The sequence below is a fragment of the Pseudomonas sp. PIC25 genome, assembly GCF_002286785.1.
Classification (GTDB): Bacteria; Pseudomonadota; Gammaproteobacteria; order Pseudomonadales; family Pseudomonadaceae; genus Pseudomonas_M.
The window spans coordinates 1-24,249 of sequence record NZ_MUJY01000162.1 but is presented as its reverse complement, the minus strand read 5'-3'; the positions used below and the strand labels follow the sequence as shown (position 1 = coordinate 24,249).

21 protein-coding genes and 1 pseudogene are annotated in these 24,249 nt (G+C 56.3%); 15 read left to right on the top strand and 7 right to left on the bottom strand.

What is annotated here, in order from left to right:
- Positions 1 to 16 precede the first annotated feature (16 nt).
- Positions 17 to 985 (bottom strand): DUF932 domain-containing protein, encoded by a 969-nt coding sequence (locus BZL41_RS20385; protein WP_095600973.1) that lies wholly within the window; start codon positions 983 to 985, stop codon positions 17 to 19.
- Between the two features lie 139 nt (positions 986 to 1,124).
- Between BZL41_RS20385 and BZL41_RS29500 the strand changes: the two genes are divergently transcribed.
- Positions 1,125 to 1,391 carry a hypothetical protein gene (locus tag BZL41_RS29500; RefSeq protein WP_034017244.1) on the top strand — a complete coding sequence of 89 codons (267 nt, stop codon included), beginning with the start codon at positions 1,125 to 1,127 and terminating at the stop codon, positions 1,389 to 1,391.
- A gap of 131 nt (positions 1,392 to 1,522) precedes the next feature.
- Here the strand turns inward: BZL41_RS29500 and BZL41_RS28180 are convergent, their stop codons facing one another.
- From BZL41_RS28180 to BZL41_RS20370, 3 genes are all read right to left on the bottom strand, one after another.
- The gene (locus BZL41_RS28180; RefSeq protein ID WP_143518132.1) at positions 1,523 to 1,900 is read right to left on the bottom strand and encodes a hypothetical protein; all 378 of its coding nucleotides are present in this window, start codon (positions 1,898 to 1,900) and stop codon (positions 1,523 to 1,525) included.
- 437 nt (positions 1,901 to 2,337) lie between these two features.
- Entirely contained in the window at positions 2,338 to 2,502 is a 165-nt protein-coding gene (locus BZL41_RS28660; RefSeq protein ID WP_162836284.1) for a hypothetical protein, read from the bottom strand.
- A gap of 64 nt (positions 2,503 to 2,566) precedes the next feature.
- Positions 2,567 to 3,559, bottom strand: a complete 993-nt coding sequence (locus BZL41_RS20370; protein ID WP_095600971.1) for a YafY family protein — start codon at positions 3,557 to 3,559, stop codon at positions 2,567 to 2,569.
- Between the two features lie 83 nt (positions 3,560 to 3,642).
- On the opposite strand from BZL41_RS20370, the gene BZL41_RS20365 reads away from it, so the two are divergent.
- From BZL41_RS20365 to BZL41_RS29195, 4 genes are all read left to right on the top strand, one after another.
- Positions 3,643 to 4,521 (top strand): tetratricopeptide repeat protein, encoded by an 879-nt coding sequence (locus BZL41_RS20365; protein ID WP_095600970.1) that lies wholly within the window; start codon positions 3,643 to 3,645, stop codon positions 4,519 to 4,521.
- 74 nt (positions 4,522 to 4,595) lie between these two features.
- Entirely contained in the window at positions 4,596 to 5,963 is a 1,368-nt protein-coding gene (locus BZL41_RS28775) for a hypothetical protein (RefSeq protein WP_174706189.1), read from the top strand.
- Positions 5,964 to 6,049: 86 nt separating this feature from the next.
- Complete coding sequence (locus BZL41_RS20355; RefSeq protein ID WP_256578212.1) at positions 6,050 to 7,969, top strand: NERD domain-containing protein; 1,920 nt, start codon at positions 6,050 to 6,052, stop codon at positions 7,967 to 7,969.
- Complete coding sequence (locus BZL41_RS29195) at positions 7,906 to 8,190, top strand: hypothetical protein (RefSeq protein ID WP_256578211.1); 285 nt, start codon at positions 7,906 to 7,908, stop codon at positions 8,188 to 8,190. Before BZL41_RS20355 ends, BZL41_RS29195 begins: the two co-directional genes overlap by 64 nt.
- Positions 8,191 to 8,611: 421 nt before the next feature.
- Here BZL41_RS29195 and BZL41_RS20350 read toward each other — a convergent pair whose 3' ends face one another.
- Both BZL41_RS20350 and BZL41_RS20345 read right to left on the bottom strand, forming a co-directional pair.
- Positions 8,612 to 9,190 (bottom strand): hypothetical protein, encoded by a 579-nt coding sequence (locus BZL41_RS20350; protein ID WP_235551485.1) that lies wholly within the window; start codon positions 9,188 to 9,190, stop codon positions 8,612 to 8,614.
- Positions 9,191 to 9,196: 6 nt separating this feature from the next.
- Positions 9,197 to 10,072 (bottom strand): WYL domain-containing protein, encoded by an 876-nt coding sequence (locus BZL41_RS20345; protein ID WP_034017255.1) that lies wholly within the window; start codon positions 10,070 to 10,072, stop codon positions 9,197 to 9,199.
- 137 nt (positions 10,073 to 10,209) lie between these two features.
- Here BZL41_RS20345 and BZL41_RS29495 point away from each other — a divergent pair, with 137 nt between their 5' ends.
- The 10 genes from BZL41_RS29495 to BZL41_RS20300 all read left to right on the top strand — a co-directional run bounded on the left by BZL41_RS29495 (position 10,210) and on the right by BZL41_RS20300 (position 23,731).
- The gene (locus BZL41_RS29495; RefSeq protein ID WP_034017256.1) at positions 10,210 to 10,878 is read left to right on the top strand and encodes a hypothetical protein; all 669 of its coding nucleotides are present in this window, start codon (positions 10,210 to 10,212) and stop codon (positions 10,876 to 10,878) included.
- Positions 10,879 to 11,122: 244 nt separating this feature from the next.
- Positions 11,123 to 11,245, top strand: coding sequence for a hypothetical protein (locus BZL41_RS29180; protein ID WP_256578210.1), 123 nt, complete (start codon positions 11,123 to 11,125; stop codon positions 11,243 to 11,245).
- Between the two features lie 16 nt (positions 11,246 to 11,261).
- Positions 11,262 to 12,266, top strand: a complete 1,005-nt coding sequence (locus BZL41_RS20335) for a hypothetical protein (protein ID WP_095600969.1) — start codon at positions 11,262 to 11,264, stop codon at positions 12,264 to 12,266.
- A gap of 10 nt (positions 12,267 to 12,276) precedes the next feature.
- Positions 12,277 to 13,875, top strand: a complete 1,599-nt coding sequence (locus BZL41_RS20330) for a hypothetical protein (protein ID WP_143518131.1) — start codon at positions 12,277 to 12,279, stop codon at positions 13,873 to 13,875.
- A gap of 492 nt (positions 13,876 to 14,367) precedes the next feature.
- A complete protein-coding gene (locus tag BZL41_RS20325; protein WP_095600967.1) occupies positions 14,368 to 18,087 on the top strand; it encodes an ATP-binding protein in 3,720 nt (1,239 codons plus the stop codon).
- Complete coding sequence (locus tag BZL41_RS20320; RefSeq protein WP_034017452.1) at positions 18,084 to 18,746, top strand: hypothetical protein; 663 nt, start codon at positions 18,084 to 18,086, stop codon at positions 18,744 to 18,746. The genes BZL41_RS20325 and BZL41_RS20320 overlap by 4 nt, the downstream gene beginning before the upstream one ends.
- A complete protein-coding gene (locus BZL41_RS20315) occupies positions 18,743 to 19,987 on the top strand; it encodes a hypothetical protein (RefSeq protein ID WP_095600966.1) in 1,245 nt (414 codons plus the stop codon). Before BZL41_RS20320 ends, BZL41_RS20315 begins: the two co-directional genes overlap by 4 nt.
- Positions 19,988 to 19,990: 3 nt before the next feature.
- The gene (locus BZL41_RS20310; protein WP_095600965.1) at positions 19,991 to 20,821 is read left to right on the top strand and encodes a hypothetical protein; all 831 of its coding nucleotides are present in this window, start codon (positions 19,991 to 19,993) and stop codon (positions 20,819 to 20,821) included.
- 425 nt (positions 20,822 to 21,246) lie between these two features.
- A complete protein-coding gene (locus BZL41_RS20305; RefSeq protein ID WP_095600964.1) occupies positions 21,247 to 22,299 on the top strand; it encodes a hypothetical protein in 1,053 nt (350 codons plus the stop codon).
- Positions 22,300 to 22,354: 55 nt separating this feature from the next.
- Entirely contained in the window at positions 22,355 to 23,731 is a 1,377-nt protein-coding gene (locus BZL41_RS20300) for a hypothetical protein (protein ID WP_224031555.1), read from the top strand.
- Positions 23,732 to 24,047: 316 nt separating this feature from the next.
- On the opposite strand, the pseudogene BZL41_RS20295 reads toward BZL41_RS20300, so the two are convergent.
- Positions 24,048 to 24,152 (bottom strand): annotated as a pseudogene (locus BZL41_RS20295) (IS66 family transposase zinc-finger binding domain-containing protein); the annotation flags it as partial.
- Positions 24,153 to 24,249 lie beyond the last annotated feature (97 nt).

The window sequence follows — 24,249 nt, the reverse complement described above, 5'->3', positions numbered from 1 at the left end:
TTGATTTGATGGAGGCTTAAGCGGCGAGCCGCAGCGCAGCGTCCAAGGCGCGTTGCTTGATCTGCGCGCCTTGGCCGAACCAGGCCGAGTCCATGCGGTACTCGTTGCTGCGTGCACGGCGCTCGTGGTCGACGTACTCGGTGACGGCATTGAGCAGGCCCCAGGCGGTACCGCGTGCCGAGTCCAGCTGGCTGCCACGACCACGACCCTCGTACAGCTCCTGTACCTTGCGCAGGGCGCGCTCGTTGGGCAGATGTTCTGGCAGTGCACCGGTCGGACTGGTCTCGCACATCACGTTCATGAAAAAGCCCAGTGCCTCATGCCACTGCACCTTGCGTTCGGCCAACGCGCGCATGCGGTACATGAAGTCGTCCCATTGCGAGACGGCGATGCCGAGCTGCTTTTTCACCGCTTGGGGATCGAAACGAGTGTTGTGCGGCACCTTGATCGCGCGACTGGTGCCATCCAAGGCGATGGTCAGGGTGTTGTTGCAGACCACACGCACGGTGGTTGGGGTTGCCGTGGTGGCCAGGGTGCCGTCGCAGGAGGTGGCGAGCAGCAGGTAGCCGTTGACCTGATCGTTACCCTTGAGCGCCGCGCCTTGCCCGGTACGCGCCAGCGCCCAGAACTTGCGGCCGCCTTTGAGTACGCCTGCGGTTTCCAGCTCGTAGCCGGAGACCTCGGTCAGGTCCCTGTAGAACTCCAGCACTTCGCGCGGTTGCACGGTGTGGTAGCGCTGGGAGACCACCGACAGCGGCGCCTTGGTATCCGAACGGAACAATACCTTCTGCTCGGGGAACGAGTGGATCGTGCCGAGATGGCCAATCGCGTCTGACTTGAAATGAACAGGGCTTTCCAGGATCTGCCAGTCCATACCGGCTTCGCGCTGCCAGACTTCAAGGGGCTGCTTTTGGGTAAGTTGATTACCCAGGCCGTGCCACGGGGTGGCTCCGACGTAGGCCATTTGCTCGATGAGGTGAGCCATACAGATCTCCTTGCCAGCGGAACTGGCTATCGCCCGGCAGTCGAGTGCCGAGCCGGTGGGAATGGGAGTGAATGAAGGCGCGTGGCGCGCCTGGTAGGCAGGATTACTGGTCGCTGAGGGAAAAGATGTGGCCGCAGGCATGGCACTCGAAGTTATCGAGCACGCGGGCATCGATTTCTTCACCCATGCGTGCACCGGCGAGGCTGCCGACGGCGCCGCCAGCCAAGCCGCCCAGGATGGCACCAGCCAGGCCGCCCAAGGCCGCTCCGATGGGGCCAGCGACCGCGCCCAGTGCGGCACCACTCTGCGCTCCGGCTGCAGCGCTCGCCGCGCCGGTTGCGGCTCCACCTACAGCACCGGCTGCGCCACCGATTTTGCGGGCATGGTTGCGCGCTGTGACGCGTGAAGAGTTACAGGAAGGGCAGTTAATCGACATCGTTCAGACTCCTGAGAAGGGAAGGGCTGAAGAGGGCAATACGCACCCGTCTTCCCTTAAATGATTCAGGTCTGAAATTTCGTTATATCTGATCGCGGCAGTCAGTAGCGGGGCCCGTCACTGCGGAGAAAAATCAGCAGTTTCATTTTGCACCCTTCATGCAGATCCGTGAGATGAAGCACTGGGGCGATTTCACATCCCAGTACTTCCGCCAGACTGCCGACTATCGCTGCGTATTCGCCGAGCGTAAGCGTAGGCGTGCCTTCAACGACTAGCAGTGCCTCCTGTGCACGATCTGACTGGTGCAGTCGCACACGGTTTCGTAAATGCTGCAATGCTTGAAGGGCTGATTTCGCTTGCGCTGAGACGTACCTGCCGATCAGTTGTTGCGGATTCCAGGTGGCATAACTGGTCCAGTCCAACCCAAGTAAATTTGGGTTGTCCCGGGCAGCGTACAGGGCATGCCAGAAGTCGAACATGTCTTGCTCTTTCGTCCACTGATAGACGCGAATGCCGGCGGGCATCGCTGAAGGAGCTGGTCGGAGGTAATGTACATGGATGATGTCGGCCAGCCCCTTCAGGCGCTGTAGATTGGCTGGCGAGTCCCTGTGGCTGCATAGCCAGTGAAGCTCGTGGAATCGCTGCGTTGGCCAGGTGGCATCCGGGGCGATTGCGTGGAAGTTGTGGCGCGATTGCCTCTGCTTGGGGAGTTCGTGAGGACTGCTACCTCTCTCAAGGAATTCCCTGCATGCCCGTAGTGCCTCCTCCTCAGTAGCGGCGAGCAAGGCAATTTCGTAGCAGCCCTCTTGAATCGGGGGCGACGACTGCTGCGCAACGAGTGGCACGGCGACCTGCGGGTCATCACCGATGCCCAGCAGGTAAAAGAGGTAGTCCCGAGGCCGCATGATTGGAACAGTTACCGGACTTGCACCGGAGCGTTGATGCATTTGTATCCAGGATACTGAGCTTCTGCTGTTACCCGTGCCATGGCCGAGTTCACCGCTTGGACGGTGATCGTGAAATTGGCCCGCGGCCCAGCATTCGCCACGACACGTTGTAAAAAGGCGGAGTAGGTTTTCATCAGCAGGTCTCCATTTTTAAGGTGGAGATATGATGCTGCCGAAGGGCGACGTTCTGTGTCGCAATCACTCGCCGGCGTAAAGAGCCGCCATGCGCTTAGCCGACTCTGCGATTTGCGCACGAAGGGCGGTGGGCTCGAGAACTTCCAGATGTTCACCTTGGCTCAGCAGCCACAAGTCCAAACCCTGGCTGAGGTGGATGCTGCCGCTCATAAGCCACCAGTCCGTCGTTTCCGGTTCCAGAGTCTGGTCTTCAGTGAGTGGGTTCTCCTGCAGGCGCTCGCTCAAGGTGTGGCTGACGCGGAGTCGGATCTGGACAGGATGATCCGTTCTCAGACCCACCAGGCTGCGCATTGCGGGGATTGAATTGATGTCGTAGTCCTCTGGCGCAGCGATATCCTCGAACATCGTGCGTGCGGTTCTGAAACGATGCAGGGGCAGCGCAGCAATACTGCCTTGAGGCAACCCCTTGAAGACGCACGAGAGATAGATGTTCGAATCTTGATAGGACAGCCCCAGCGGTTTTAGTTGGAGCAGCTTGGGCTCGTCGGCGCCACGCTTCTGGTAGAGCGCTTCGATTGACATGCCGTCCAAAAGCGCTTGCTGAATGACGTCCAGCACCTCTTGTTTGACCACGCTGGGCTGCAGGGTAATGAAGCGCGTGTTGCTGGTGATCTTATTGGAAACATCCTGACTGGGCCGGTTGCCTTTGAGCAGGGAAACAGCGTAATCACGAAGCGGGGCCAGTCGTTCGACTTGCGCAGCCATCCCAAAACGCGTGGCGTGATCCATGATCATGGTCAGGTTCATTGCATCGGTGGGAAGCATCGACAATCGGGAAAGGGACTTTTCCGCCCACCACAGCGTCGAGCGTCCGTCTTTTCTGCTGTGTACATGAGGGTATTTTTCCTTCAGGTCGCTCAGGTCCCGCTGGATCGTCCTCAGGTCGACATTCAGACCTTGTCGAGCTACGCGCTCGCGAATGGCTGTACTGCCCAACGCGTTTTCCTTGCCGGGAAGAATTCCCAGAATCAGGTCCTGGCGAAATAGCTGATCCACGTTTGCATCCTTGTGCTCAACACGACATGAGGTGTCGCAAGACTCACGGAAAATAGCCCTGCGATTAACGATAGGGCTGCAGCATGAGCAAATCGGTCTGTGTGTTCAATCTGCTGGAGCGATTGCTCCCGATGCCTGAGCAAGTTGTGGTTGTCGAGCCGGGTGAAATGCAGCGTCTCTACAGCGGGGTTGGGATTCCATCCTTGCGCACCGCGGAGCTGGCAGGGCAGGCCAGGTTTGCCAATCTGCATGAAGTCAAAGCGGCTAATCCACTGCTGGGATTGGTTGACCTGATCGAGATTCATCAAACATACCCTTGCCTGAGGGCTGCGGCCGTTGATGGCGACCCCGATGCAATGAATGATTTGGGCTGGTTATGGCTCAATGGAACGCGCTTGGCATCTGACCCGATATTGGCCAGGCGGCTGTTCAAGCTAGCTGCTGTCGAGGGCAGCGGCGAAGCGTTTTTCAACCTGGCTGAGCAGGCTTACTACGGCAAGGGGATGGTCACGAATCCTGCTCTTGCCATCGACTACTACGAGCAAGCATTCGAGCATGGTGCTCCAGGTGCTGCGCTGGCGCTGGGAGCAATCTACGAAGAGGGTGACGAAGGTGTCATGGTCGACCATGGCAGGGCCATGCTCTGGTACAAGCGGGCGGTCGAAGAGGGGGATGTGCTGGCAGGTTTTTATCGTGGACGGCTGGCACTGAATGAATCATCGACAGAGCACGACATGGCCTCCGGGGTTTACTGGTTGCAATGGTCCGCAATGCTCGGTGGGCGGTGCGCGAGCGAAGCGCTTGTTGAACTCTACAGTTCTCCGTTCAATTCACCACCTGATCCCGAGCGTCGGCTGTACCGCTTCTGGCGTGATTTTGCTATCGACCAGGGGAGTAGCACAGCGATCGCGATGAGGGATGCGGATGAGGTTTCTAGCTTGCGCCTTGCTGAGGACAATTGACTCATTCCCAGCCTCAGACTTTGATCTGGCGCAGCAACCAGGTTGGTTCAAGATTCTTCTCAAGGACGTCACGAATGGAAAAGAGCACCTACCTACAGACTCCCGCCGTAGCGAATTTCGTCAAATGGATGAGTGAGAACCTCGATGGCGATACCTTCGCGCATCAGTACACGAACCGTCGTTCGGGATGTGTCTGGCGCTGCGACAGCCTTTATGACGCTTATGCCCAGTATCACTGGCCGCACCCAGGCAATCAGCGTCTCGGAGAGCCGACAGGCACCACTTTCGAATCCAGCGCAGCCACTCTTCAGGCGCTTAGTCATGATCTTCAGAGCGCTTTGGGATCCCAGGGAAGCGATCACTCGGTTGTAACGGCTGCAGTCGACGTCATGACATGGGGTGGCGTACGTGCTGGCAACGTACGTTGGCTGCATGCGAATCAAGCCAATCTACCTCAGGTTCTATCCAGCACCAGGCAAGCCTTGGATGCAGGAAGCACTGATCATCCTCTGCTAGTTGCCAAAGATCTCCGGTTCAATGCCGGGATGACCAAGGTCTATTCACTCATCTGCGACCGCTTCGTTATTTATGACAGCCGTGTTGCTGCGGCGTTGGGTTGGGCCGTTGTGAAGTTTTGTCAGGCCGCTGGGCTGTCAGAGGTGCCGCAAGAGCTTCGTTTCCCGTGGGCTCCTGCAAAGAGCGCAGCTAATGACCCGTCCCCTAAACGGCGTAACCCAGGCCAGTCAGAATTTTTCTTTCCGAGGTTAAAGTCAGGGGCTAACCATGCTGCCTGGAATCTGAAAGCCAGTTGGTTGCTCAGTGACGTGCTAGAGCAGCCTGCGGCGCAGAACAGTCGATTCAATCAGATTGAGTGTTTTGATACTCGTCTACGGGCGCTCGAGGCTGCGCTTTTCATGATTGGGTATGACCTGGATGCTACTCAGACAGGCGCATCCGCGGCGATTTCCGAGCAGGTCATGGACCGCGCCCAAGAAGATGAGGACGATAGTTTTTGGAACGACTGTCAGACGCTAAGCAAGGGGAATCCCTTTCGCTACAAACTGACGGACAGTGGCATTGCTATCGAGGGCGGTCCGACCTTTACGTTGGCGGACATCTCTTTAACCTTGATGCAGCTCTGGACTGACTTTGGCTCGAGTGCGTTCCCCCTTGCAAACAGCGCTACCGATGTTCGTGATGGCACTGCCCCAAAAGGCATGGGGGTAGCTTACTTTCAGGCGACCGGCGCCAATCCGCCCAATACCAGTAAGCTCGCTGCTGTCTTGGAGGAGCTGGGGGCGATTGTTCCTACAGCGGGATATTCTGCTCGATCGCTGAGCTGGACACTCGATTTGCGCCGGCTTGGGCTCGATCAGGGCGCGCATACGATCGATATCGATTCTTTCTGGGCTGAGGTGCTACGTGCTGAGCAGGAAGGCTGAGTTTTTGCACGTTAGGCATTGCACGGGCTCATCGGCTGCTGGTCAGGTGGCTCCAGCCTCCGCTGCTATTGCCCCGGGGAGTGCTAGTGGGGCCTAACTTGCGGTGCAGGGACTACTACCAGACGCAGTTCGCAGAGTATGCGCGCTACCTGGCATGCGGCGTTGCGCTTGATGAGTGTCTGCATGACTTTCTCGATCAACGACCAAGCGGAAAGTACACCCAGAGGCATCGTGCCTTTGGGCTGGCTGGCGCCGATTTTTGGTGGCAGCCCGCAAACCTAGAGGGAGCTGCTCTGGCCAGTCTGGCGCTTGCGCGTGTACTGCATTTTGATGATGTGATCAGTACTGAGCTATTGGATCACCTGGCAGTTCACCACCCTGATCAGCTGCGCTGGGCCATTCGCTACTCCAAGCTTTTCACCCGTAGGGATTCGCCTCTCTGGACTCACCTTAAAGAAAACTGCACTTGCGAGCAGTGGCAGACGTTCTTCGGAGTTTGCGAGCGTCTGCTGCTGCAGCTGGAACCCTTTGAAGCCGTGATCAAGAGTGCTGAGCGACAACTGCAGTCTCTGACGCTTTTGGAGCTGCTTTCCTATCTCAGCGTATTGGCCTATGCCCGTCTCGGGGATGCTGGTGACGATCCAGCAGGCATGGATTGGCTTGCTTACGAGCGGATCATCCTGCGTAAGCTGAAGTCTTGTGGCGAGTCTGATTTTCGGCTTTCTGCCGATGTGCTCGGCCGTTCGTTGAGGCAGCATCTGTCGCCCATGTTGTTTCCGCAGCCTGGGGAAGGCGCGCAGTGCGCTGTAAACCTAGAAGCAGTCGGCGCGATGATCGAGACAACGCGGGAGCTCATTGACTATGAGCGCTCCATCGACTGGTTTTGCTTCGATAGTGAATGCGATTACCAGCTCCAGCCTGGGCAATCAGTCATTTTCAACAAAACAGACGAGGGTACCCTGCGCTGGCAGCGCACTGAGCGAAAAAGCCAGCTGCTATGGTGCTACTGGATGCGCCGCGCGGTTGATGTTTTTGCGGCTTCTGAGCTGGCCGGGCAGGTCATCGGGAGTGCTGAAAACCATGAAGCCAACCAGCTTGCCTACATCAAAGCGATTCGTAGCCAGCTCTATCTGCAGGTGGTTTTTGGGCTAGGCGAAAGCATCAGGCTTAATAATGGGGCGGAGGTCTCGCTGCATCACGCCATGCTGGCCAGTGAGCTGACTAACGCCTTTTTCGAGCAGGCCTATCTGCGACCTTATCGGCGATACCTGGCTGACTCCGGGGATTCCATAGGGGCACTGGGGCGTTTGGCTTTTGAGGGGCTGCTGCAGGGAGAGAATCGCTTTCCCATGACCTGGTCGGCGTTGCCGGAGAAGGTGGCGCGGATCCGCGCGTGGACGGTCAGTGATGAGCATCCCGCAGGTGATCCAGAGGCCGCCAAAGCCATTCTGCAGTTTTGGACCAGTGATCTTCAGGCGCTGTCCGAGCAGATCAAGCAAGCGCCTAATCAACCGACGCCCAGCCTATACGAGCGGCCGTTCTACAAAATCGGCCGCTTCAGCTTTCAGTTTCCCTGGATAGCAGGAAGACAGAACAGCCTCACCGCCGCAGTAAACAATTTGCGTCGCGTGGATACGCGCAGACCTGAGCTTCGCTCCGAAACTGAACGTGTCGAACACGAACTGGCTGCGTCTCTTCGGCAGCGAGGTTTCCAGGTGGTGGTGGGCTACCAGCCGCCTCGCATGGATGAGGGCGATGCAGGAGAGATCGATGTGCTGGCGTGCCTCGAAGACGTGTTGCTACTGCTCGAGGTCAAGTCAGGATTTATCCGGTCCAACGGCCACGAAGTCTGGCTTCACCGCACGAATACGTTACGTAAGGCTGCCAGACAGTTGAAGCGTAAAGCCCTGCGGCGCTCCCTGCATTGCTGGCGGACGCTAACTTGCGTGACGCGCTGGGGCTGGAGATTTCCGATCCGTTGCCACACTTGCACGCTTGGGTTGTAGACACCTCGATTGAGCTGGATGGGGAGGTTGTTGATGGTGCTCTTGTGGTATCCCGAGAAGTCCTGGAGGTCGCGCTGCGTGATGAGCAGCATTACCTGAGGGCGTTTGACCAGGGCGCGGAGGAAGAGGAGGCGATCGCCACACTTTATCCGGACGGATTCAGCGCTCAGGCGTTTATCCGAGTCATCGAGCGCAACGAGGTTTGGCGGGACTTACTTTAAGCGGCGTCTACCTGGCGCAGGCCTTGGCAGCAGGGCTTGTCCTAGGCACTGACGGCAGCAGTGGCCTGCTCGTCGATCTGGTCGTGGTGGTTGCCGTTGGCAAGCGCGAGCGCGGGGCCGCTTACCAATCTGCCAAGGACCGTTAATGACCGGAGGCTAGTGCAGGTTCGGATGTGCCCGAAACCTTTACGGGCGGAAAGTTTACGTGTCGCGGTTCGTGGGGGCCGAGGTTATGGTCATCTCGTCACTACCGAGGAGGCCTTCCATGATCATTCTGAGCTCACTGAGTGAATATCTCGTGCTGTTGGGTTCGATGCTGCTGATGATTGGGTTGGCACGGCTCGCTTACGGCGGCCGTGCCATCTGACTGAGCTCGGTCGGATTCAGGTGATGGAGATGGTCGACGCATTGGTAGGCAAGGTTATAAGGCCCATATCCGAATCAACGCATGCCCCAAATCTAGGTTGATGGATTCGCGCCCTTCCACCCACGTATCAGTGCGAAGACGTTTACCGGTATTGCTTTCCTGCTCACCTTTAGCAATCACCAGCACGAATAAACGGGTTGAGGTGTTAAAGGAGCTAAGCCTTTCGATATCGGCTCGTACGGACCAATCCCCTTCTAGACACTTGGCTTGCGATGCGTCGCTCAGGCACTTGACCTCAGCGACCATGGATGTCGCGCCTCTTTCATCTTGGGCATAAAGATCAGCTTTTCGGCCTCCGCCGATTGGTAGATCGGTCCAAATTTCAATGTTTTCTTCGAACCAGGCATACAGGCTGATTTCAGCCTGTATCCAATGCTCACGGCAGCTGTTTAGCTGCAGAACCTGCTCAAGTTTCTTGTCCATTGAGCAAAAGGCTTGCTTGAACAAGGCGATCCATTGTGCTGTTTCCAAGGTGCGGTCCTCGCGTCGTTGATGTTGATCGTGATGCTGCAAGACCAAATGAAAATGTCTTGCCAGCCATAACCGGCTCAGCCAGTCCTTGATGGGACTCAACAGCTGCTAGTGGTATAGCCAGGGCTGCAGTTCATCCAGGTTGGCGACCACGATCTGCTGTGCCGTTGCCTTGGCGTGCACCTTGGTCGGGTCGATTTGGTAGCGCTGCAGGACGTACTGCACCAGGGCACCGCGCGTTTCGATCACCAATTGACCCTCGCGCATCCCGTAGTCGGTCTCGATGATTACCTTCTGCTCCGGCTTTAGTCGTGAGTCCGGTTCGATCACGACAGCCACCTGAGTGCTCCAACCTGCGTCCTGATCGCGTCCATTGGCGGAAGGGTCATCAATAAGCTCAGGCACGCCGCGGAAGCGACTCAATACGAAGTCCCGATAATCGCGATTCTTCTCGCAGTACGCGCGTACGTGCCAGCGCATGCCGGTGTAAATCAGCGTATGCGGAGCGATCAAGCGTGTCTCTGCATCCGGCGTAGTGAAGGATACGTACTCACACTCCAAGCGCAGCCCTTCTCGGCAGGCCCGCAGAAGCGGGCGTAGTAGTTCCGGGCGTACCGTGCGATCCGGCACCTGCAGCACCTCGGTGTGTGCATAGGCCAATGCCAGGCCCTCGATATGCGGGGCACGGTCGTGATTCTGGTTGAGCAGATGCAGATAGGCGCTGGCGCTATCGTCGATGAACAGTGGCTTGAATTGCCTGCTGGGTACGTACCCCTTCAGATGCTTGTCGTATTCCAGGTTCTTCGGCGCGTAATCTGTGATGTAGGAGTTGATGTCTTTCGACGCCTGTTGGCGGCTGATGCCGAAGCTCTGAATCAGGTGGTTGGTGGTCAGACGGCCTTCCCACCAGGCCACTGTCTCGATCAGGCGATAGCGCAGCGCTAGATCCCAGCGTACGGATTCGATTGATTGCTTGCGTTTCATGGCCCCTCCATCTGCTTGAAAACTTTACCTGTACGGGCAAACACTCTAGATATGTCTAGTCACGCTACATATCTTGGTTCGCACATGCAAGCCGGTAGCGCCGGCCAATCCAGGAAGAGCAATCAAGGAGTAGCAACATGGCATTGATCACCTGTTACGAATGCGACCGTATGGCTAGCGACCAAGCAGCCGCCTGCCCACACTGTGGTGCGCCTATCGCCGATCAGGCCGCCGCCGTTCAAGCGCAGCCAGTTCTCGTAGTTAACCGGAGCGTGGGTTTCTGGCTCGGCGTGGGTGTGTTCCTGTTTCCGGCCGTTTTTGTCTGGTTCTTGCTGCGCCAAGGGCATAGCACCACGAGCCGGGTAATTGGCTTTGCTTGGTTGGGCTTGGCGCTGTTTGTTCTGGCTGGGCACGAGCGGAGCGATACGCGGCCAGCGGCCGCTACTACCAGCCAAGGCCAGCCAGAAAATGTGTCGGCGCCTGCCGAACCACGGAGTGAAATCAGCGCCCAGCACCTGGCTCAAGCTTACGACCGCAATACCGTGGCGGCTGATCAGCAGTTCAAGGGCAAGCGTTTCAAAGTCACCGGCGTAGTGGGTTCCATCAACACCGATCTCTTCGGCAATCCCTACGTCACCCTGCGCGGTGGTGTGAATCAATTCATGGAGCCGCAGTTCAAGCTGGACGAAGTACACGCCAACTATGCGGCGGGGCTGCAGGCGGGCATGCGCATCAGCCTGATCTGCACAGGTCGCGGCGACGTGGCGAAAACGCCAATGTCCCAGGATTGCGTGCCAGCTAACTAAATGGGCAAATCGGGCGACCAAGCTGCTCAGCGACGAGTCGACGTGGGATGTGTTCCTGACGGTGGGGTACGAGCTGCTGAAGAAGGGGGCGGGGGCGGTTTTGCTGGGGGCTACAAGAGAGGCCATCTGACAGGGATGGGGTGAAAACTTTACCTGTAAGAGCAGCCAGTATGGTGGTTGCGAAGGGAGCGGCCTAATGTGATATTCGCATGGTGGCTCATTGATGTCAGTGGAGTGGTGTGCCATGAAAAATCTATTTGCAATAGTCGGTTTCATCGTTATCGCAAGAAAGGCATTGGATCTGTATTTCGAGTACAGCGCCCTCAAACGTGAGAAAAATGCTCGCGAAGCAGCTCAGCAACACTGAAAACTAAGGAGTAGTTATGTTCAGAACGATCAAAAGCGGCCTGTCCAAAGTGGCTGATGGCATTGGGGATGCGGCGCGTGTTGTCGTAGACAAGGCCAGTGATGCTTATGACGTCACTGCAAGCGGACTTTCCTCTGCCGGATCCATTGTTTCTGACGTGGCAAGTAGCGCCAGGGACGTAGTTGCTGACACGGCTCGCACAGTTGCCGATAAGGCCGGTGATGCAATTGACGCAACGGCTAGCGGCTTGTCCTCGGCAGGGTCTGCTGTTGCAGACGCGGCAAGTGGCGCCAAGGATGTTATCGGCGACGTTGCATCAAAGGCATATGAATCCACGAAGGACTACGCGGGGGCTGTGGCATCCGGCGAAAAAGATGTTCAGTGGGGAAAGGTAATGCTTGGGGCATCCGTCGGAGTCGCAGCTGTTGCAGCTGCGCCCTTCACGGGCGGAGGATCCCTACTTGCGGGGGCAACCTTGGCAAGCTCTCTTGCAGGTGCAGGTGCTGTGGCGGCTGCAGGCACGGCAGCTGTAGCGGGGGGCGTCATCGCTAATAAGCTTGGTGATGACTCTAAGGTACGTGAGGAGGCCTATCGAGAAGGCGTTAAAGTTACCAAGGCTCAACACCAGCAAGAGCTAGATCATCTACAGAAAAACCTAGAGGCCGCGCTCAATGGACTGAAAGGAGCAGCGGAGCACTACAAAGCTATTATCGCTATGCATGCTGTAGCTGTAGCGACCGCAAACTGTGATGGTTCTATCTGTGAGAGAGAGCGCGAAAATATCGAACTCTTCATTTCGGGGGTTTCAGCAAGCTCAATTCCCGCTGAAGTAACCGCCAAGCTTCAATCCCTTTACGATACCCCTCCATCGATTCGAGATGCCTGGGAGCTAGCCAAACACTCGGGCGTGGCAATCCCTGTCTTTGACGAGATTATCCAGATCGTTATTCACGCAGATGAGGTTCAGCATCCGATGGAGGATGCCTTCATGCAGGCGTGGAATGGTTTTAAGCTCGCCTGAGGTCACGTATATGAGCAGGTCCGATCTTTTCAGCAAGCAAAAAAAACTAAGGGATAAAATTTCTGGGCGCCCGTTGATGCACCCCGCTGCAGACGCTGCAGACGTTGAGGCGCTCCTGAACTCACCATTGGATACCAGTCGAATTGCGACACTTGACTATTTTTCGATGATTTCAATTAACTCGGTTGCCTTGCCTGGTGAAGACCTAGCGCTGATTAAGCGTCTTGAAAAGGCCTTCGAGCGCAATCGTCTGGATCAAGCTTTAGAGAAGGCTCAACGCGATGTTATTGGTGCTATCGCTGGCCCGCTAGGGCTAGGCAAGGTGCTATCTGTCCATGAAAAAATAGGCGATAAGAATGGGGGGAATGTCACGACAATCCACAACGCCAAACAAAAAATTTATGCTCGTAAAGAGGATGAGTACCGTCGGGATGACTACACAAAGTCACTAAATAGCCAAGGTAAAAAATTTCAAGGTAAAGGTAAAAAGTCGGTTGGTAGTCAGTTTACCATCAGTCAAATGGATGCAGATCGGAATGTAACGGACGGTTACACCGGTAAAAAACTGAAAGCTGAAGAGACGAGTCCGGATCACATTATTTCCACTTCAAGCTTTCACAAGAATGGCGGTTTTATGCTGTCGGCAGCAGAAAAAGCCGACTTTGGGACCGATACGCGAAATCTTGTCATAACTAAACGCTCCATTAATCAATCAATGAGTGACCACGAAAAGCAAGAGTGGATTGCACGAAGAAGTGGCAAGCGAGAGGTTGAAAACGGCGAGCATTACGAGGTCGATCCAGAACTTGTGAGGCAGGTGGTCAAGCGCGGTGAAGAGGCCGCAGCAGAGCACGCTCCAACAATTGCCCAGAAGGGGAAGTTCTATGGTGTCAATTCCGCAAAGACAGGCATTAGTGAAGGCTTGAAAATGGGGGCTCAGCAGGTGTTTGGTCTTATTATGGTGGAGTTCTTTAGCGCGGCCACCCTTGAGATCAAAGACATGTATCAGCGCTACGCTGACAAGTCTCCCGTGCTTGATGAGGTCAATGTCCGGCTGATTCGAGTGGGCAAGACTGTTGCTTCAAAATGGGATGGCGTGATCAAGGGGTTCGGTCAGGGCTTCATTTCAGGCTTTATCTCCAACATAGTTACGGTCCTCATCAACATGGTCTGCACCACTGGAAAGCGACTCGTGAGGATGATCCGGGAAGGCGTTTTTTCGCTGATGAGAGCTCTAGGCATGTTTATCTTTAAACCAGAGGATATGACCTGGGAGCAAGCTTCTCATGAGGGGCTGAAGCTGCTTGGTGCTGCGGGCATTTTGATCGGCGGTATCGCCCTTGAAGAAGTACTGGAAAAGATACTCATGACATTTCCGCCGTTGATTCCATTCGCCGGACAGCTCACGGCGATCATTATTGGTGCCTCTACGTCCTTCTGCATGATCTTCGCTTGCTACCTACTCGATAAGCTCGACCTCTTCGGTGCCATCAAGCTAGAGCGTGACAAGCACGTTATCCAGAAGCTGGATGAGTCCATAGAACAGCGAATTACTTCATCGAACACGATCATCGCCGAGATCGAGCGTTATCTTCCCTCTTCGGGGTGATAGGGGATAGGTGGTAAGAGCCTCGTTGGTGCATGAATATCCCGACGGTAAGGGCTGTCGCGTCCGCTTAAAAATACGCGGACACTATCGCTCATAATGCTGAAGGTAACTTCGACGCTAACAGTTAAGCCCGCGCTGGTGATCCGATGGATGGCCAGCGTGCCGGGCGCAAGCACAGCGTCTGTGTCGTTTTGGTCATGGTTTAGGCTTCGGTCAGGAATCTAAGGCTGGCAGCATTCAAACTTAGGTGGAGTGAAAATTCTGATGTGATTCCGAGTATCAACACCTATGCCATAAATTCGCATTCGGGAAGCAAGAAGGCGCTGGTGAAGGATGGAGTGGCAATTATGGATATCGAAGCTCGGAAATTTGTATTAGGGCCTTGGCTGGCCGCCTTGAGGGGGATGGTCTGCTGTAGCGCTGGCACTTGTTAACCACCCTAAAATATCAGCCGACTACAAATGTGGCGGTGCCATCTGAAAGGAATCTACGATGTCTCAGTTGCTCAAGATAGTTCTTATCGACTCGTTGTGCGCGGGGACCAAAGCTGAGATAGCGATTAGCGGGAACACCAGCGTCAATGGCACAAATGGCATTGGTAAGTCGTCGTTTCTGAAGCTCATACCTGTTTTCTATGGGGCTGCGCCTGGTCAGTTGGTCAAGGCAGGGAGTAACCGGGAAAGCTTCGCTAACTGGTATCTGCCCAATGCCTCCAGCTATATCGTCTTCGAGTACACCAACTCCATGAATGCGCCGCGGTGCGCGATCATGCACCGCAGCGGTGACAGCTACGCCTACCGCCTTGTGGCACACGCCTGGGAGCCAGATCTGCTTTACCGAGACTATGAGTCCGGAGAACTGGTCAGGGCAGGGGAATTGATACGTCATCTGGCAGTGAAAGGTATCGACTGCAGCCCTGAGCTTCAGCCGATTCACTACCGGCACATCATCCAGTTCAACAGCGGCTACTCCAACATGGAGAAGCTGACGGATCCCCAGAAGCGAAAGCTGGTCCTGGCACTCCGTCCGTCGTTTTCGCTGGCGCCGAAGCGGACTGACTTCAACGGTATTGACAATGTGGCGCTCGCACTCCTGGCCAGCGCCGGTACGTTCGACACCATGAAGACCACCATGGCCGAGATCCTCGAGCAGGATAATTCTGACCTCGGCCGCACCCTGGAAACCCTGAACGCTGCTCCGTTCAACAAGGTGCTGGAGAACCGAGTCGGTTATCTCCTCATGGACGAGTTGAGACCTAAGGTGATGTCACTGTCGCAACTCCGAATTGACCAGCAGGCAACCACGCGCCAGCTCGGCATTCAGAAGGCCCGTGCAAACCGCATTGTTGTGCGACTGGGTGAGCGCGAAGCTGTGCGGATGGAAGCCCTGAGTGTGCTTACTGAGCGTGAGACGCGCTTCAACGAAGATGCTAGCGCTCAGCGTCAGGCGCTGGCAGTTAAGCGCGGCCACCTACAGGCAAATTTCACTGCGGCCACTGACTCGGTAAACAAAATTGAGGTGGCCAAGGAGCACCACGAGCAGGCAGGAATGGCAGACCTGTTGGCGAGAGCTGACAACATCGGCGAGGTGATAACTCAACGTGATCTGAAACAGAATCACCTGACCAAGCTCAACGTTAAGGGCCTCGACATACGACAGGTCTACGACGTGCGTGCCCAGAAAGCCAAGGACTCTGCATCAGCACAGCGGGAAGAGGCTCACTCCCGTCACAGTCTTGCGCTGGAGGCTATCCAGAAGCGGCAGGATGAGCTTGAGGACGATTTACGCCGCCGCAAGGAGGAGACCGAAAGGGAGCAGCGCGCTGAACTCGAGGAGCATGAACAGCAACGTAAACTGCTGGCCACTGCTGCCGCTCGCGCAACAGCTGAACTTGAGCACCTGAAGAAAACGAAGGTTCTTCCTAGCTCCCAAGACGCCCTTGACGCAGCTCAGCACGCGATAGACGAGCAAGCTGCTCTGCTGGCCGCTTTCCAGGCCGAATTAGCAGTTGTCCGTGGAGAGGAAAAGAGCCTGCAGGATGAGCAATCCAGGCTGGTGTCTGCGTTCCAGGGGCTTGATAAGCAGCGTAGCGAAACAGCGAAGCTGCGCGACGCGCTGAAGGAGCAACTTAACGCTGGTGCAGAGACGATGCTTGGGTACCTGCGAAAGAATCATCCAAGCTGGAAAGACAATATCGCCAGGCTGGTTCCGGTAGAGACGCTCCTGCGAACTGATCTGAACCCTGCAATGCTGGAGTCCCCCCAACAATCTCTCTATGGACTTGAGCTGGCGCTTCAAGGGCTATCAGTTCCAGCGTTCGCCAGCGATGAAGCGCTGGAACAAGAAATTGCGTCGCTGACGCTCCGGCTTGAGGGTATCCAGGCCGAGTTTGAGAGCCTGGATAAGCAGAATCGTGTTCTGGAAGAGCGCTTCCGGAAGCATACCGCTCGGTTGAGCAAGTGCCAGAACGATGAGAGCCAGGCCGGAATTGAACTCGCATCGCGGCGTGAACAGCGCAAGGCGCTGTACGAACGAGCGCAGGATGAACATAGCGCCTACATCGAAGAGCAGGGTGCACGCACTGCTGAAGCGCAGCGGGTCTTGGCCGAGAAAGACGGAAGTATCGCGCAACTGAAGTCGGTTCACGGACGGCACATGCTGGAGCTGGCCACGAATGAAAAGACTGCACGTGAGGACCTTGCTGAAGAGCGTGTGCGACTGACCGAGGGGCACAAGGCTGCATTGCAGCGAATCACCGAAGGGCTGAACGCAGAGCTTCAGACCATCGAGAACGACAAGTCGGTCAAGCTCCGCAGTGAGGGCATTGATGACAGGGAAAATCGCCGGCTCGAGCGAGAGATAAACCAGCTTGACTCACAAATTAAGGAGATCACTGATCAGCGATCGATTATCGAGAGCTACCGCCACTGGGTGGAGAACGTGCTACCGCAGCTCCCGATACGAATCGCCGAGATGTCTGACCTGGAAGGTCAGGTAGCCAGGGTAGACAGGCAGATCGCTGACTACAACGAAGAGGTCAAAGCCCGGCTGAGAGAGATTGTCGACCAGCGCAAGGCACTAACGCTGGAAGGGCAGCAGGATGAGGCCCAGGCCAGGTTGCTCAACGGTGTACTCAATCGCCTTACTCAAGTCGACATCGTTGATCCCGGCGCCGCGTTAGATGGATTGACTGCCCAGGACATCGACGAAGATGTAACCAGGTTGATGCTCCAGCGCAGTATGTTCCATAAGTCCGCCTCTGAGACCTATCGCCAGATACTGTCTCAGTTCAGGACGCGCAAACTCCTGCATACGCCGCAAGGCGCTGCCATCGAACAGATCGCTAGTCAGGCCGGTAATGCTGCAGCAGAGCCTGACTTGGCTTGGTTGGAGGCGGCACCGAGCCTGCAGGAATACATCGACGTCTCGCATCCTGACCAGAAGACGAAACTGATCATGCAGGCGAAGAACCTTTCTGATGAGCTTTGCGATCGTCGTACCAAGCTGCTGGAGCTGCATCGGAGTATCCAGCAGCTTGGTCGAGATGCGACGCAGAAAGCTCGGGAGGTGCTTGGCGCATTTGCCCAGATCAAACAGTTCGAGTTCAGGGTTACATCTCGCATCCAAGAAATGTCCTTCTGGTCTGATCTATCCATCTACGATCAGCACTATCGCCGCTGGCAGGCCATGGGGGATGGCGTCATGCCTACCGAAAGCTTCGTCGAGGCCCTGGAGAATGTGGCCAGGCAGATCAATGAGGGCAAGTTCACCTCTGACCTGGAGCAGTGCTTTGACGTGAGTGTGTCGTGCAATGACCAGGGCCGGACGAAGATTGCTACCAACAACTCAGAGCTGATTGAGCTCAGCAGCACCGGTCTGACCAAGATCATCGTTGCAATGATCTACGTCTCTCTGTTCGAGCTGCTGCGTAAAGACGCTGATTTCCTAATGTCGATCCCCATTGATGAGGCTCTGGAGCTTTCGCCGGAGAACTATGTTGCCTTGGTCAACTACTTCAACCAGCGGGGAATCTCCATGCTGGCATGCTTCCCAGGTGGTGCGCCGGAGTTGCTTCGGCAGTTCACCAACCGCTACTTCCTGGAGAGGCAGGCTGATACCGGCACGATCGTCGTCAAGGAGTACGGCCTGGACGTGCACGAGGAGCTGGATGAACTGAATGAGGCTTTGGCTGCAGAGGAGTACCTATCGTGAGCGAGATTCGCGATGTCCTCGAAACCCTGCTCTCTGGTGGCTTCATCTGCCAATATGCCTATCCAGAGCTCCATCGTCAGCTTCGCGCACCTGGTGTTGAGGCAGAGGTCAGGGCGGCGCTGGCGCCTCTTGGCCGGGAGCTGGGCACCATCGGTGAAGAAACTGCCCCGGACACGTACTTTTCGCGGTATGCCGATCTGTCTGACCCCAAGGATAGAGCTGCAGCGGCTATGCAACTTGTGCAGATGCGCGATCAGCTCAAGCCCTGCCTGGAGTTCATCCGCCTCTTCAATCGCTCTGGGCGCACCGATGCGTGCCTAGCGCCCGGCGACACGGTGTCCTTTTCGGATCTGCTCGAGGCCATCGAGAACAATCCCACCTACAGGGATCAGCTGCGAGACCTGAGTGGCCACGAGTTCTTCAGCAAGTCCAAGAGCGCCAAGGACAACAAAGAACGATTGGCGCTGGTGCTGCGGCCCCTGGCCGACGCGGGTTACCTAGTGAAGCGCAGTAGTGAGTCCGCGAACTACGTGGCCACTGGCAAGATGGGGTACTTCTACATGATCCTGGCCTGGGTGGCTGAGTTCAGCAGCCTAAGCCTGGATCCGGAGCCGGAACCATCTTCGACTCAGTTGGAGCAAAGAGGCCTCGAACTGTGAAGGCAGAAGACTGGGTAAGGCTAGGCGAGCACCTGAAAGCGAACGCTGATCTGCTGGAAGCTATGGCCTTGGCCGATGAAGCAGGCATCACGCGCCCGGAGCGTATGACCAAGGGCCTCTCGTGGCTCATGTCCAAAGGCTTGGTGGAAGAGGGCAGCGACCTGTTGCATCTCAGTGGCCTACTGCTCGACGTGGGCGCACAAATTTCTATCCAAGGGTTTGATCGCGTAGCGCCTGACCTCAAGGAGATCCTAATCAGCATTGAGGAGGGGTGCGAGGCCTACCATGGCGCCAAGGCAGCTGGCGATCCGGCCGAGACCGAGCGCCACCTGCGGCGTGTCACCAATACCACCCGCCAGGTGGTGCAGCACCTGAGAAACGAGCAGAACGTCACCAGGGCATTCATTGAGGGAGGATATGGATTCTCCGTCCGGCTCACCGACAGGATCCGCGACATCAAAAATGCGATCGACCGGCTCAAGCGACTGCACGAGAAGTTGGGCCTGTTTACACACACGGGCCTATTGCAGCTGACAAGAAGCGACCGGGCGCTGCGAGGCAAACTTATCGACGGTCTGTTGGGTGCGGTGTCCCGCAACCGCTTCGCTCTTGACGAGATGATTGGTCGGCTTGATCGGCTCAGTCTGACAGTGCGTAAGCGCAACAAGATGCGCCAGGTGGCACAGGCCGTCGACGCTCACCTGCAGGCAGGGGGCATAATCGATCTTGGGCCACTTCTTGAACGACTTGATGCTGCAGTTTGGGCTGGTGCTGCTCCACTATCACTGGGCGGCAATGCGTTCTGCGACGTCCACGCCGGCGAGAACCTTGAGCAGCTGGAGTTGCTGATAGCCTCACTGCCGGCACCGAAGGTCAAAGCGGCGCCAGCGGCAGCTGCCCAGGAGCGTGAATCGAAAATTATCCCCTCAGGCGCCAATCAGGAAAAGGAGCTGGAAAAACCCTTCGTGCGTGCCCACTTGGAGGCCATGCTTCGGGAGCTGATTGCCACTGGTAAACCTCAATCGGCTACTGCTTACTGGCAAGACTGTGGTGATCCCAACATCCCTGAAGGAATATGGCTCTACGCCCTGGATGGCTATGCCCAGTTGCAGGCGGCATTCGCCAAAGTCAACGGTAAGAAACTGAACTACTGCCTTGTGCCGACGCTGGCGCCTCATAGTCGGTTTTCGGCGAATCGGCGTGTCCTGGAGTTGACCCTAGATAGGGCGTCGAGGCGATAGAGCATGCTGACCAATAAGCGCCACCTGACGGCGATCATAAATGCGGTGCGGCGTAACCAGGACAAAATCACCCTTACGGATACCTGGCGGCAGATCCACCAGCTTTACGGCGTAGGGACGAAGCTCGGTACATCGGCGTTGCTGCTGACTGCTGCGGATCACCAGACACTGCTTGCGCTGGTGAGAAAGGACATGTCCCTGGATCCGCTGAAGCACAGCTCGGCGGCGCTCGAGGGGGATAGGCTGGCTCTGGCGGCGATATCCAGAAACGAAAAGGTCAGCGGCCGGCCGGTAGGCGAGGGTCTGGTGCTGGTCGCTCATCCCTCGGGTAGGGTCCTATTGCCATCAGGTGGCTACCAGCACCCCCGCGGCGGCACGCTGAACGTCCAGGCTATCGACCTGCATGGGCTTGATAGGGTGCTGCTGGTAGAGAATCTGAGCGTTATGTTCGCGGCCCACCTCTACGAGCTGCCGACAGAGCTCAAGGACGTACCTATGTTGTTTCGGGGCGATCGACAGTGGTCGCCGAGGGCTGTTTCTGCTGCGAGGGAGGGGATTTCCGATTTAATCAGCTTTCCAGACTACGACCCGCAGGGCCTGATGAACTCGCTGACTGCTGGCGCTTCGGCGGTGGTGGTGCCAGCGCCGGCGACGATCGCACGCATTCTTGAGGCACGCCTCAACAAACCTGCTGATTTCGATAGGCAGTCTGCCGCGGTGGAGTGGTTAGAAAGCATAGGGGGCACCATCGTGGCCGATATGCTCCGCCGCCGCTTGGCGATTTCTCAGGAGTCGATGGCAGGCCAGGTTCTGGAACTCATTGCGCTGAGATGAGTGTGATCACTTATGCCCATTCCTGCGACTAAGCGGCAGAACTCAAGATGTGATAGATACAGCTTCCTAGAGCTCAACTCCCGCAGTTCAATATCCTCCCTAAATTACCTCCGTAAATACTGGCATCCAGCGGTGCATCTCAAAGTCCATTTTTCTGCCCTGAATGGACTTCATGCAGAGTCTCCAGACCCTCCCCGCCGTTCGTGCAATGCCATACTACTCGACCATGCAGCACGCTGCCTTGACGTACTGGCTGCTTGCCAGTGTTTACGGATATGCTCCGACCACAGCATTACGTCCAATCCCATGATTGTGGGGTGGCACCAGCCTCAACAGGCTGCAACTGATGCCATCGCCGCCAAGGCGCCTGCCGAGACGAGTGGTTTCTCTTTCCGTGCAGGAGGGCATGCCTATATGGAGATCGCATGAGCTTTTTTTCGGACGAAGAGACAGATTCACTCAAGATCACCCGGATGATCCTGCACGTGGTGGGTACCAAGCACTTTGAGGCCATGCCGGAGCGGGCTTTGGAGGAGGAGGCATTCTTTATCGGTAAAATTGTGGACATGGCTGCTGCGCCGGTCTTCATGTTTAAAGCTGTGTCTACGACCCGGAAAGAAATTGAAGCTATTGCAGCCGGAGACACATCGTTTGTTGATGGTGCACAGAGCCTGGCCGCCAGCTTCAACCGGCAACACGTGGTCGGCAGTGCTGATGGGGTTCTGTTGATGTTCGAACTAGCGGTCAAAGACCCCGATGTGAAGATCTATAGCCTGATCAAATACGACTACAAGCTGGCCTTGGAACAGAACGACGGAGCTCCTGGGAAGAAGCTGCGCCGTATCGTGAATGCCTTGGTGGATGAAAAGAGGGCCATTCAGAAAACTGCACTCGTCCGTGTGGTCGGCGGTGTTGCAGACCAGAACATTTCGGCTACTGATCGGACGAAACAGGGCGTAGACCTCACGGACTACTTCGCTGACTTCCTGGCTGTGAGCAGGGCGGTCTCTGACACGGAGCTGAGCGAGATCACCCGCAAGGTACTCAAAGCGACGCTCCAGAGTTGCATAGCTCATTTGCCAGGCCAGGATGTGGCCAAAGCGCTGAAGAAAGCCCAGGCCAATCTTGGAACCCGTAGACGGATCGATGAAGAGGCGATCGTTGAGGCAGTGATGCTGGCTGCTGGGCATCCTGAAGATGAGAAAGTAGCCAATCGTCTGGAGCGTGAGACGCGCAGCCGTGTCAGGAAAAGCAAACTACACGAGCTTAGCTTCAAGCCCGATCGGCGGATCCTTCGGCAGCCATACATGCGCAAGATCGTCACGGCCGAAGGCGTCACAATCTTGTTTCCCGACAGGGCAGAGAACCCCAATGTGACGGTGGTAGATCTGAAGGGGGATAAGAAGCAAATCATCGTAGATACAGACAGGGTCACGGAGGACAGCGTTGTCACACCAAAGACTGGCCTGCCTTCTTAACGACTTGTCACGGAAGCGCCAGGCGCTGATTACTGAGGGAAAGACAACCCTCATCGTGTCTGACCTACAAGCGGAGGCCGCCCGGGCAATTGCTCAGGCAGCCTCCGCTGCTACCTGGTCGATCACGATCTTTGACAGCGCGGGTATCGAAACCGAAGTCGAAGACGGTGACGAAGACTTCGGGCCCTTTCGTGCTGAGCTGGAAAAGCCTCTTCTGGGGGCGCATGTTCGGGCTGAGGTTTTGTATGTGGCGACAGAGGAGGGTTTCAAGGGCTTTCTCGACAAGGGATATTCTGCGCAGCATTGGCATGTGCTCGGCCTGACCAAGCCCTTCAATACTCGTGCAAGGTCGTATAGCGATTGGGGTGAAGTAGAGGCTTTCGTCGAGTCTCCGCTGACTAAATCACCCCGGCTTCTGGTGAAGGAGTCGGCTAATGTCCGGACTGTGCCAGAGGATGTGCGCCATTGGTTGCTCGCAGAAGGGCATGGCCTGGATGGTGATGATTCTTTGCACATGGTTTGGGCAATGTATGCCTTCGATGCTTTGAGTCGGTGTTTTGCGAACGAGATCGACACTACCGGGAGCAATCTCAGTTTCAAAGGGCCGCCCAAGCTGAATCTGACGATCAAAGAAGCGGTCGAAGGCGACACCCAGATGTCTCTGAAAGACTTCGATGTCGTCCAGGACGCCGCAGTTTGGGTGTTCGAGAATGCACGGGAAGCCGAGGTTAAGCATATTCTGCTTTCTGCAGAGATTGCCCGATCTGGTAGGGCAGATGGAGAGGTGCAGCAGTACTTCAAGGAGAATCTTTCTGCTGCGTTGGATTGCGCGAAGATCGCTTATCAGATGTCGGTTTCAGAGATCACCAAAGATACCCTCAAATCTTTGGGAGACCTTCGCAAGGCTGTTACTGAGGAAACTTCGAAGGCGACAGATGCGACCCGCCAGGCGATCACGGCGATCTCTACGGCGCTGACTGTGGGCATGGGCTTGATCGTCGCGCGACTAACATTGCAAATCAACCCATACCTCATTTCGCTCGTAATGGCAGTTGCATTCGGATATACGACGCTCAATGTGATGTCGGGTCGGAAATTCATAAACATTCAGCGACAGCTGCGCCATGATTGGCAGCCGAAGTTATATCGCTTTCTCTCCGAGGCTGAGTTCAAAAAAATGGTTGATGACCCCATTGAGCAAGCGGAGGGATTCTTCTACAGGGTCAGTTGCCAAGGCTTGACGATGCTCGGTGCCGCTGCGCTGGGAATTGCAACTTTCGCCTTCGTGTATAGCGCTCCGACTATGGTTACACCGCCAGCCTCTTCTTTGCCCCCCGCCCCAGCCTCTGCGAGCCCGCAGCCTTCTTCCAGCGATCCGGCGCCCCAGTCGAGGTGGATACCCCAACGGAGAACTCCGGCGAAGCCGTCGTAAAAAGCGGAAGCCCCCTTTTTGTACATTGTGGCCAAGATATCTTTGCTTTCGCATAGGGGCGAAGTTTCACCATTGGGCCATTTGATTGCGGTGAGCTGTTTTACTCGGTCGCGGGTATCCAAGCTGCTGTACGGTGGACTTCGGTACCCTCAGTCCTTTGGCAGCATCTGCTTGGCCCTTTAGATTTTACTCTTCAGTGGTTGTGCACATAGCGAGCGGTTTGCTTGACATAAGAGGGGGGGAGCGCGGGATCCCATGTCGATTGCGCGGTCACCGGCGCTTGGATCAGCGCTTCGTATGCCTCGCAGAAGCACTAGCCACGGATATGCCGTTCGACGGTGAAGGTGCCTGGGGGGTAGTCGAGTTTTTCACTGACATCTTCGCCGGTGCGCTTGAGCTGGCAACCACAGGCGCATTGCGTGGTAAGCGAACGGGCATCACACCTTGCCGGCGGGCACCCAGTTGTGCGGCAGCAGCTCGGCCAGGGCGCTGGCCTTCTGCGTCGGCAGGCGCGTGAG

Excerpts from the sequence above, each read along its gene's own strand:
- BZL41_RS20385 (WP_095600973.1), bottom strand. The coding sequence starts at position 985 with ATGGCTCACCTCATCGAGCAAATGGCCTACGTCGGAGCCACCCCGTGG.
- BZL41_RS20325 (WP_095600967.1), top strand. The coding sequence starts at position 14,368 with ATGTCTCAGTTGCTCAAGATAGTTCTTATCGACTCGTTGTGCGCGGGG.
- BZL41_RS28180 (WP_143518132.1), bottom strand. The coding sequence starts at position 1,900 with ATGTTCGACTTCTGGCATGCCCTGTACGCTGCCCGGGACAACCCAAAT.
- BZL41_RS20345 (WP_034017255.1), bottom strand. The coding sequence starts at position 10,072 with ATGAAACGCAAGCAATCAATCGAATCCGTACGCTGGGATCTAGCGCTG.
- BZL41_RS29500 (WP_034017244.1), top strand. The coding sequence starts at position 1,125 with ATGGCACTCGAAGTTATCGAGCACGCGGGCATCGATTTCTTCACCCAT.
- BZL41_RS20335 (WP_095600969.1), top strand. The coding sequence starts at position 11,262 with ATGTTCAGAACGATCAAAAGCGGCCTGTCCAAAGTGGCTGATGGCATT.
- BZL41_RS28775 (WP_174706189.1), top strand. The coding sequence starts at position 4,596 with ATGGAAAAGAGCACCTACCTACAGACTCCCGCCGTAGCGAATTTCGTC.
- BZL41_RS20330 (WP_143518131.1), top strand. The coding sequence starts at position 12,277 with ATGAGCAGGTCCGATCTTTTCAGCAAGCAAAAAAAACTAAGGGATAAA.
- BZL41_RS29180 (WP_256578210.1), top strand. The coding sequence starts at position 11,123 with ATGAAAAATCTATTTGCAATAGTCGGTTTCATCGTTATCGCAAGAAAG.
- BZL41_RS20365 (WP_095600970.1), top strand. The coding sequence starts at position 3,643 with ATGAGCAAATCGGTCTGTGTGTTCAATCTGCTGGAGCGATTGCTCCCG.
- BZL41_RS20305 (WP_095600964.1), top strand. The coding sequence starts at position 21,247 with ATGAGCTTTTTTTCGGACGAAGAGACAGATTCACTCAAGATCACCCGG.
- BZL41_RS20310 (WP_095600965.1), top strand. The coding sequence starts at position 19,991 with ATGCTGACCAATAAGCGCCACCTGACGGCGATCATAAATGCGGTGCGG.
- BZL41_RS28660 (WP_162836284.1), bottom strand. The coding sequence starts at position 2,502 with ATGAAAACCTACTCCGCCTTTTTACAACGTGTCGTGGCGAATGCTGGG.
- BZL41_RS29495 (WP_034017256.1), top strand. The coding sequence starts at position 10,210 with ATGGCATTGATCACCTGTTACGAATGCGACCGTATGGCTAGCGACCAA.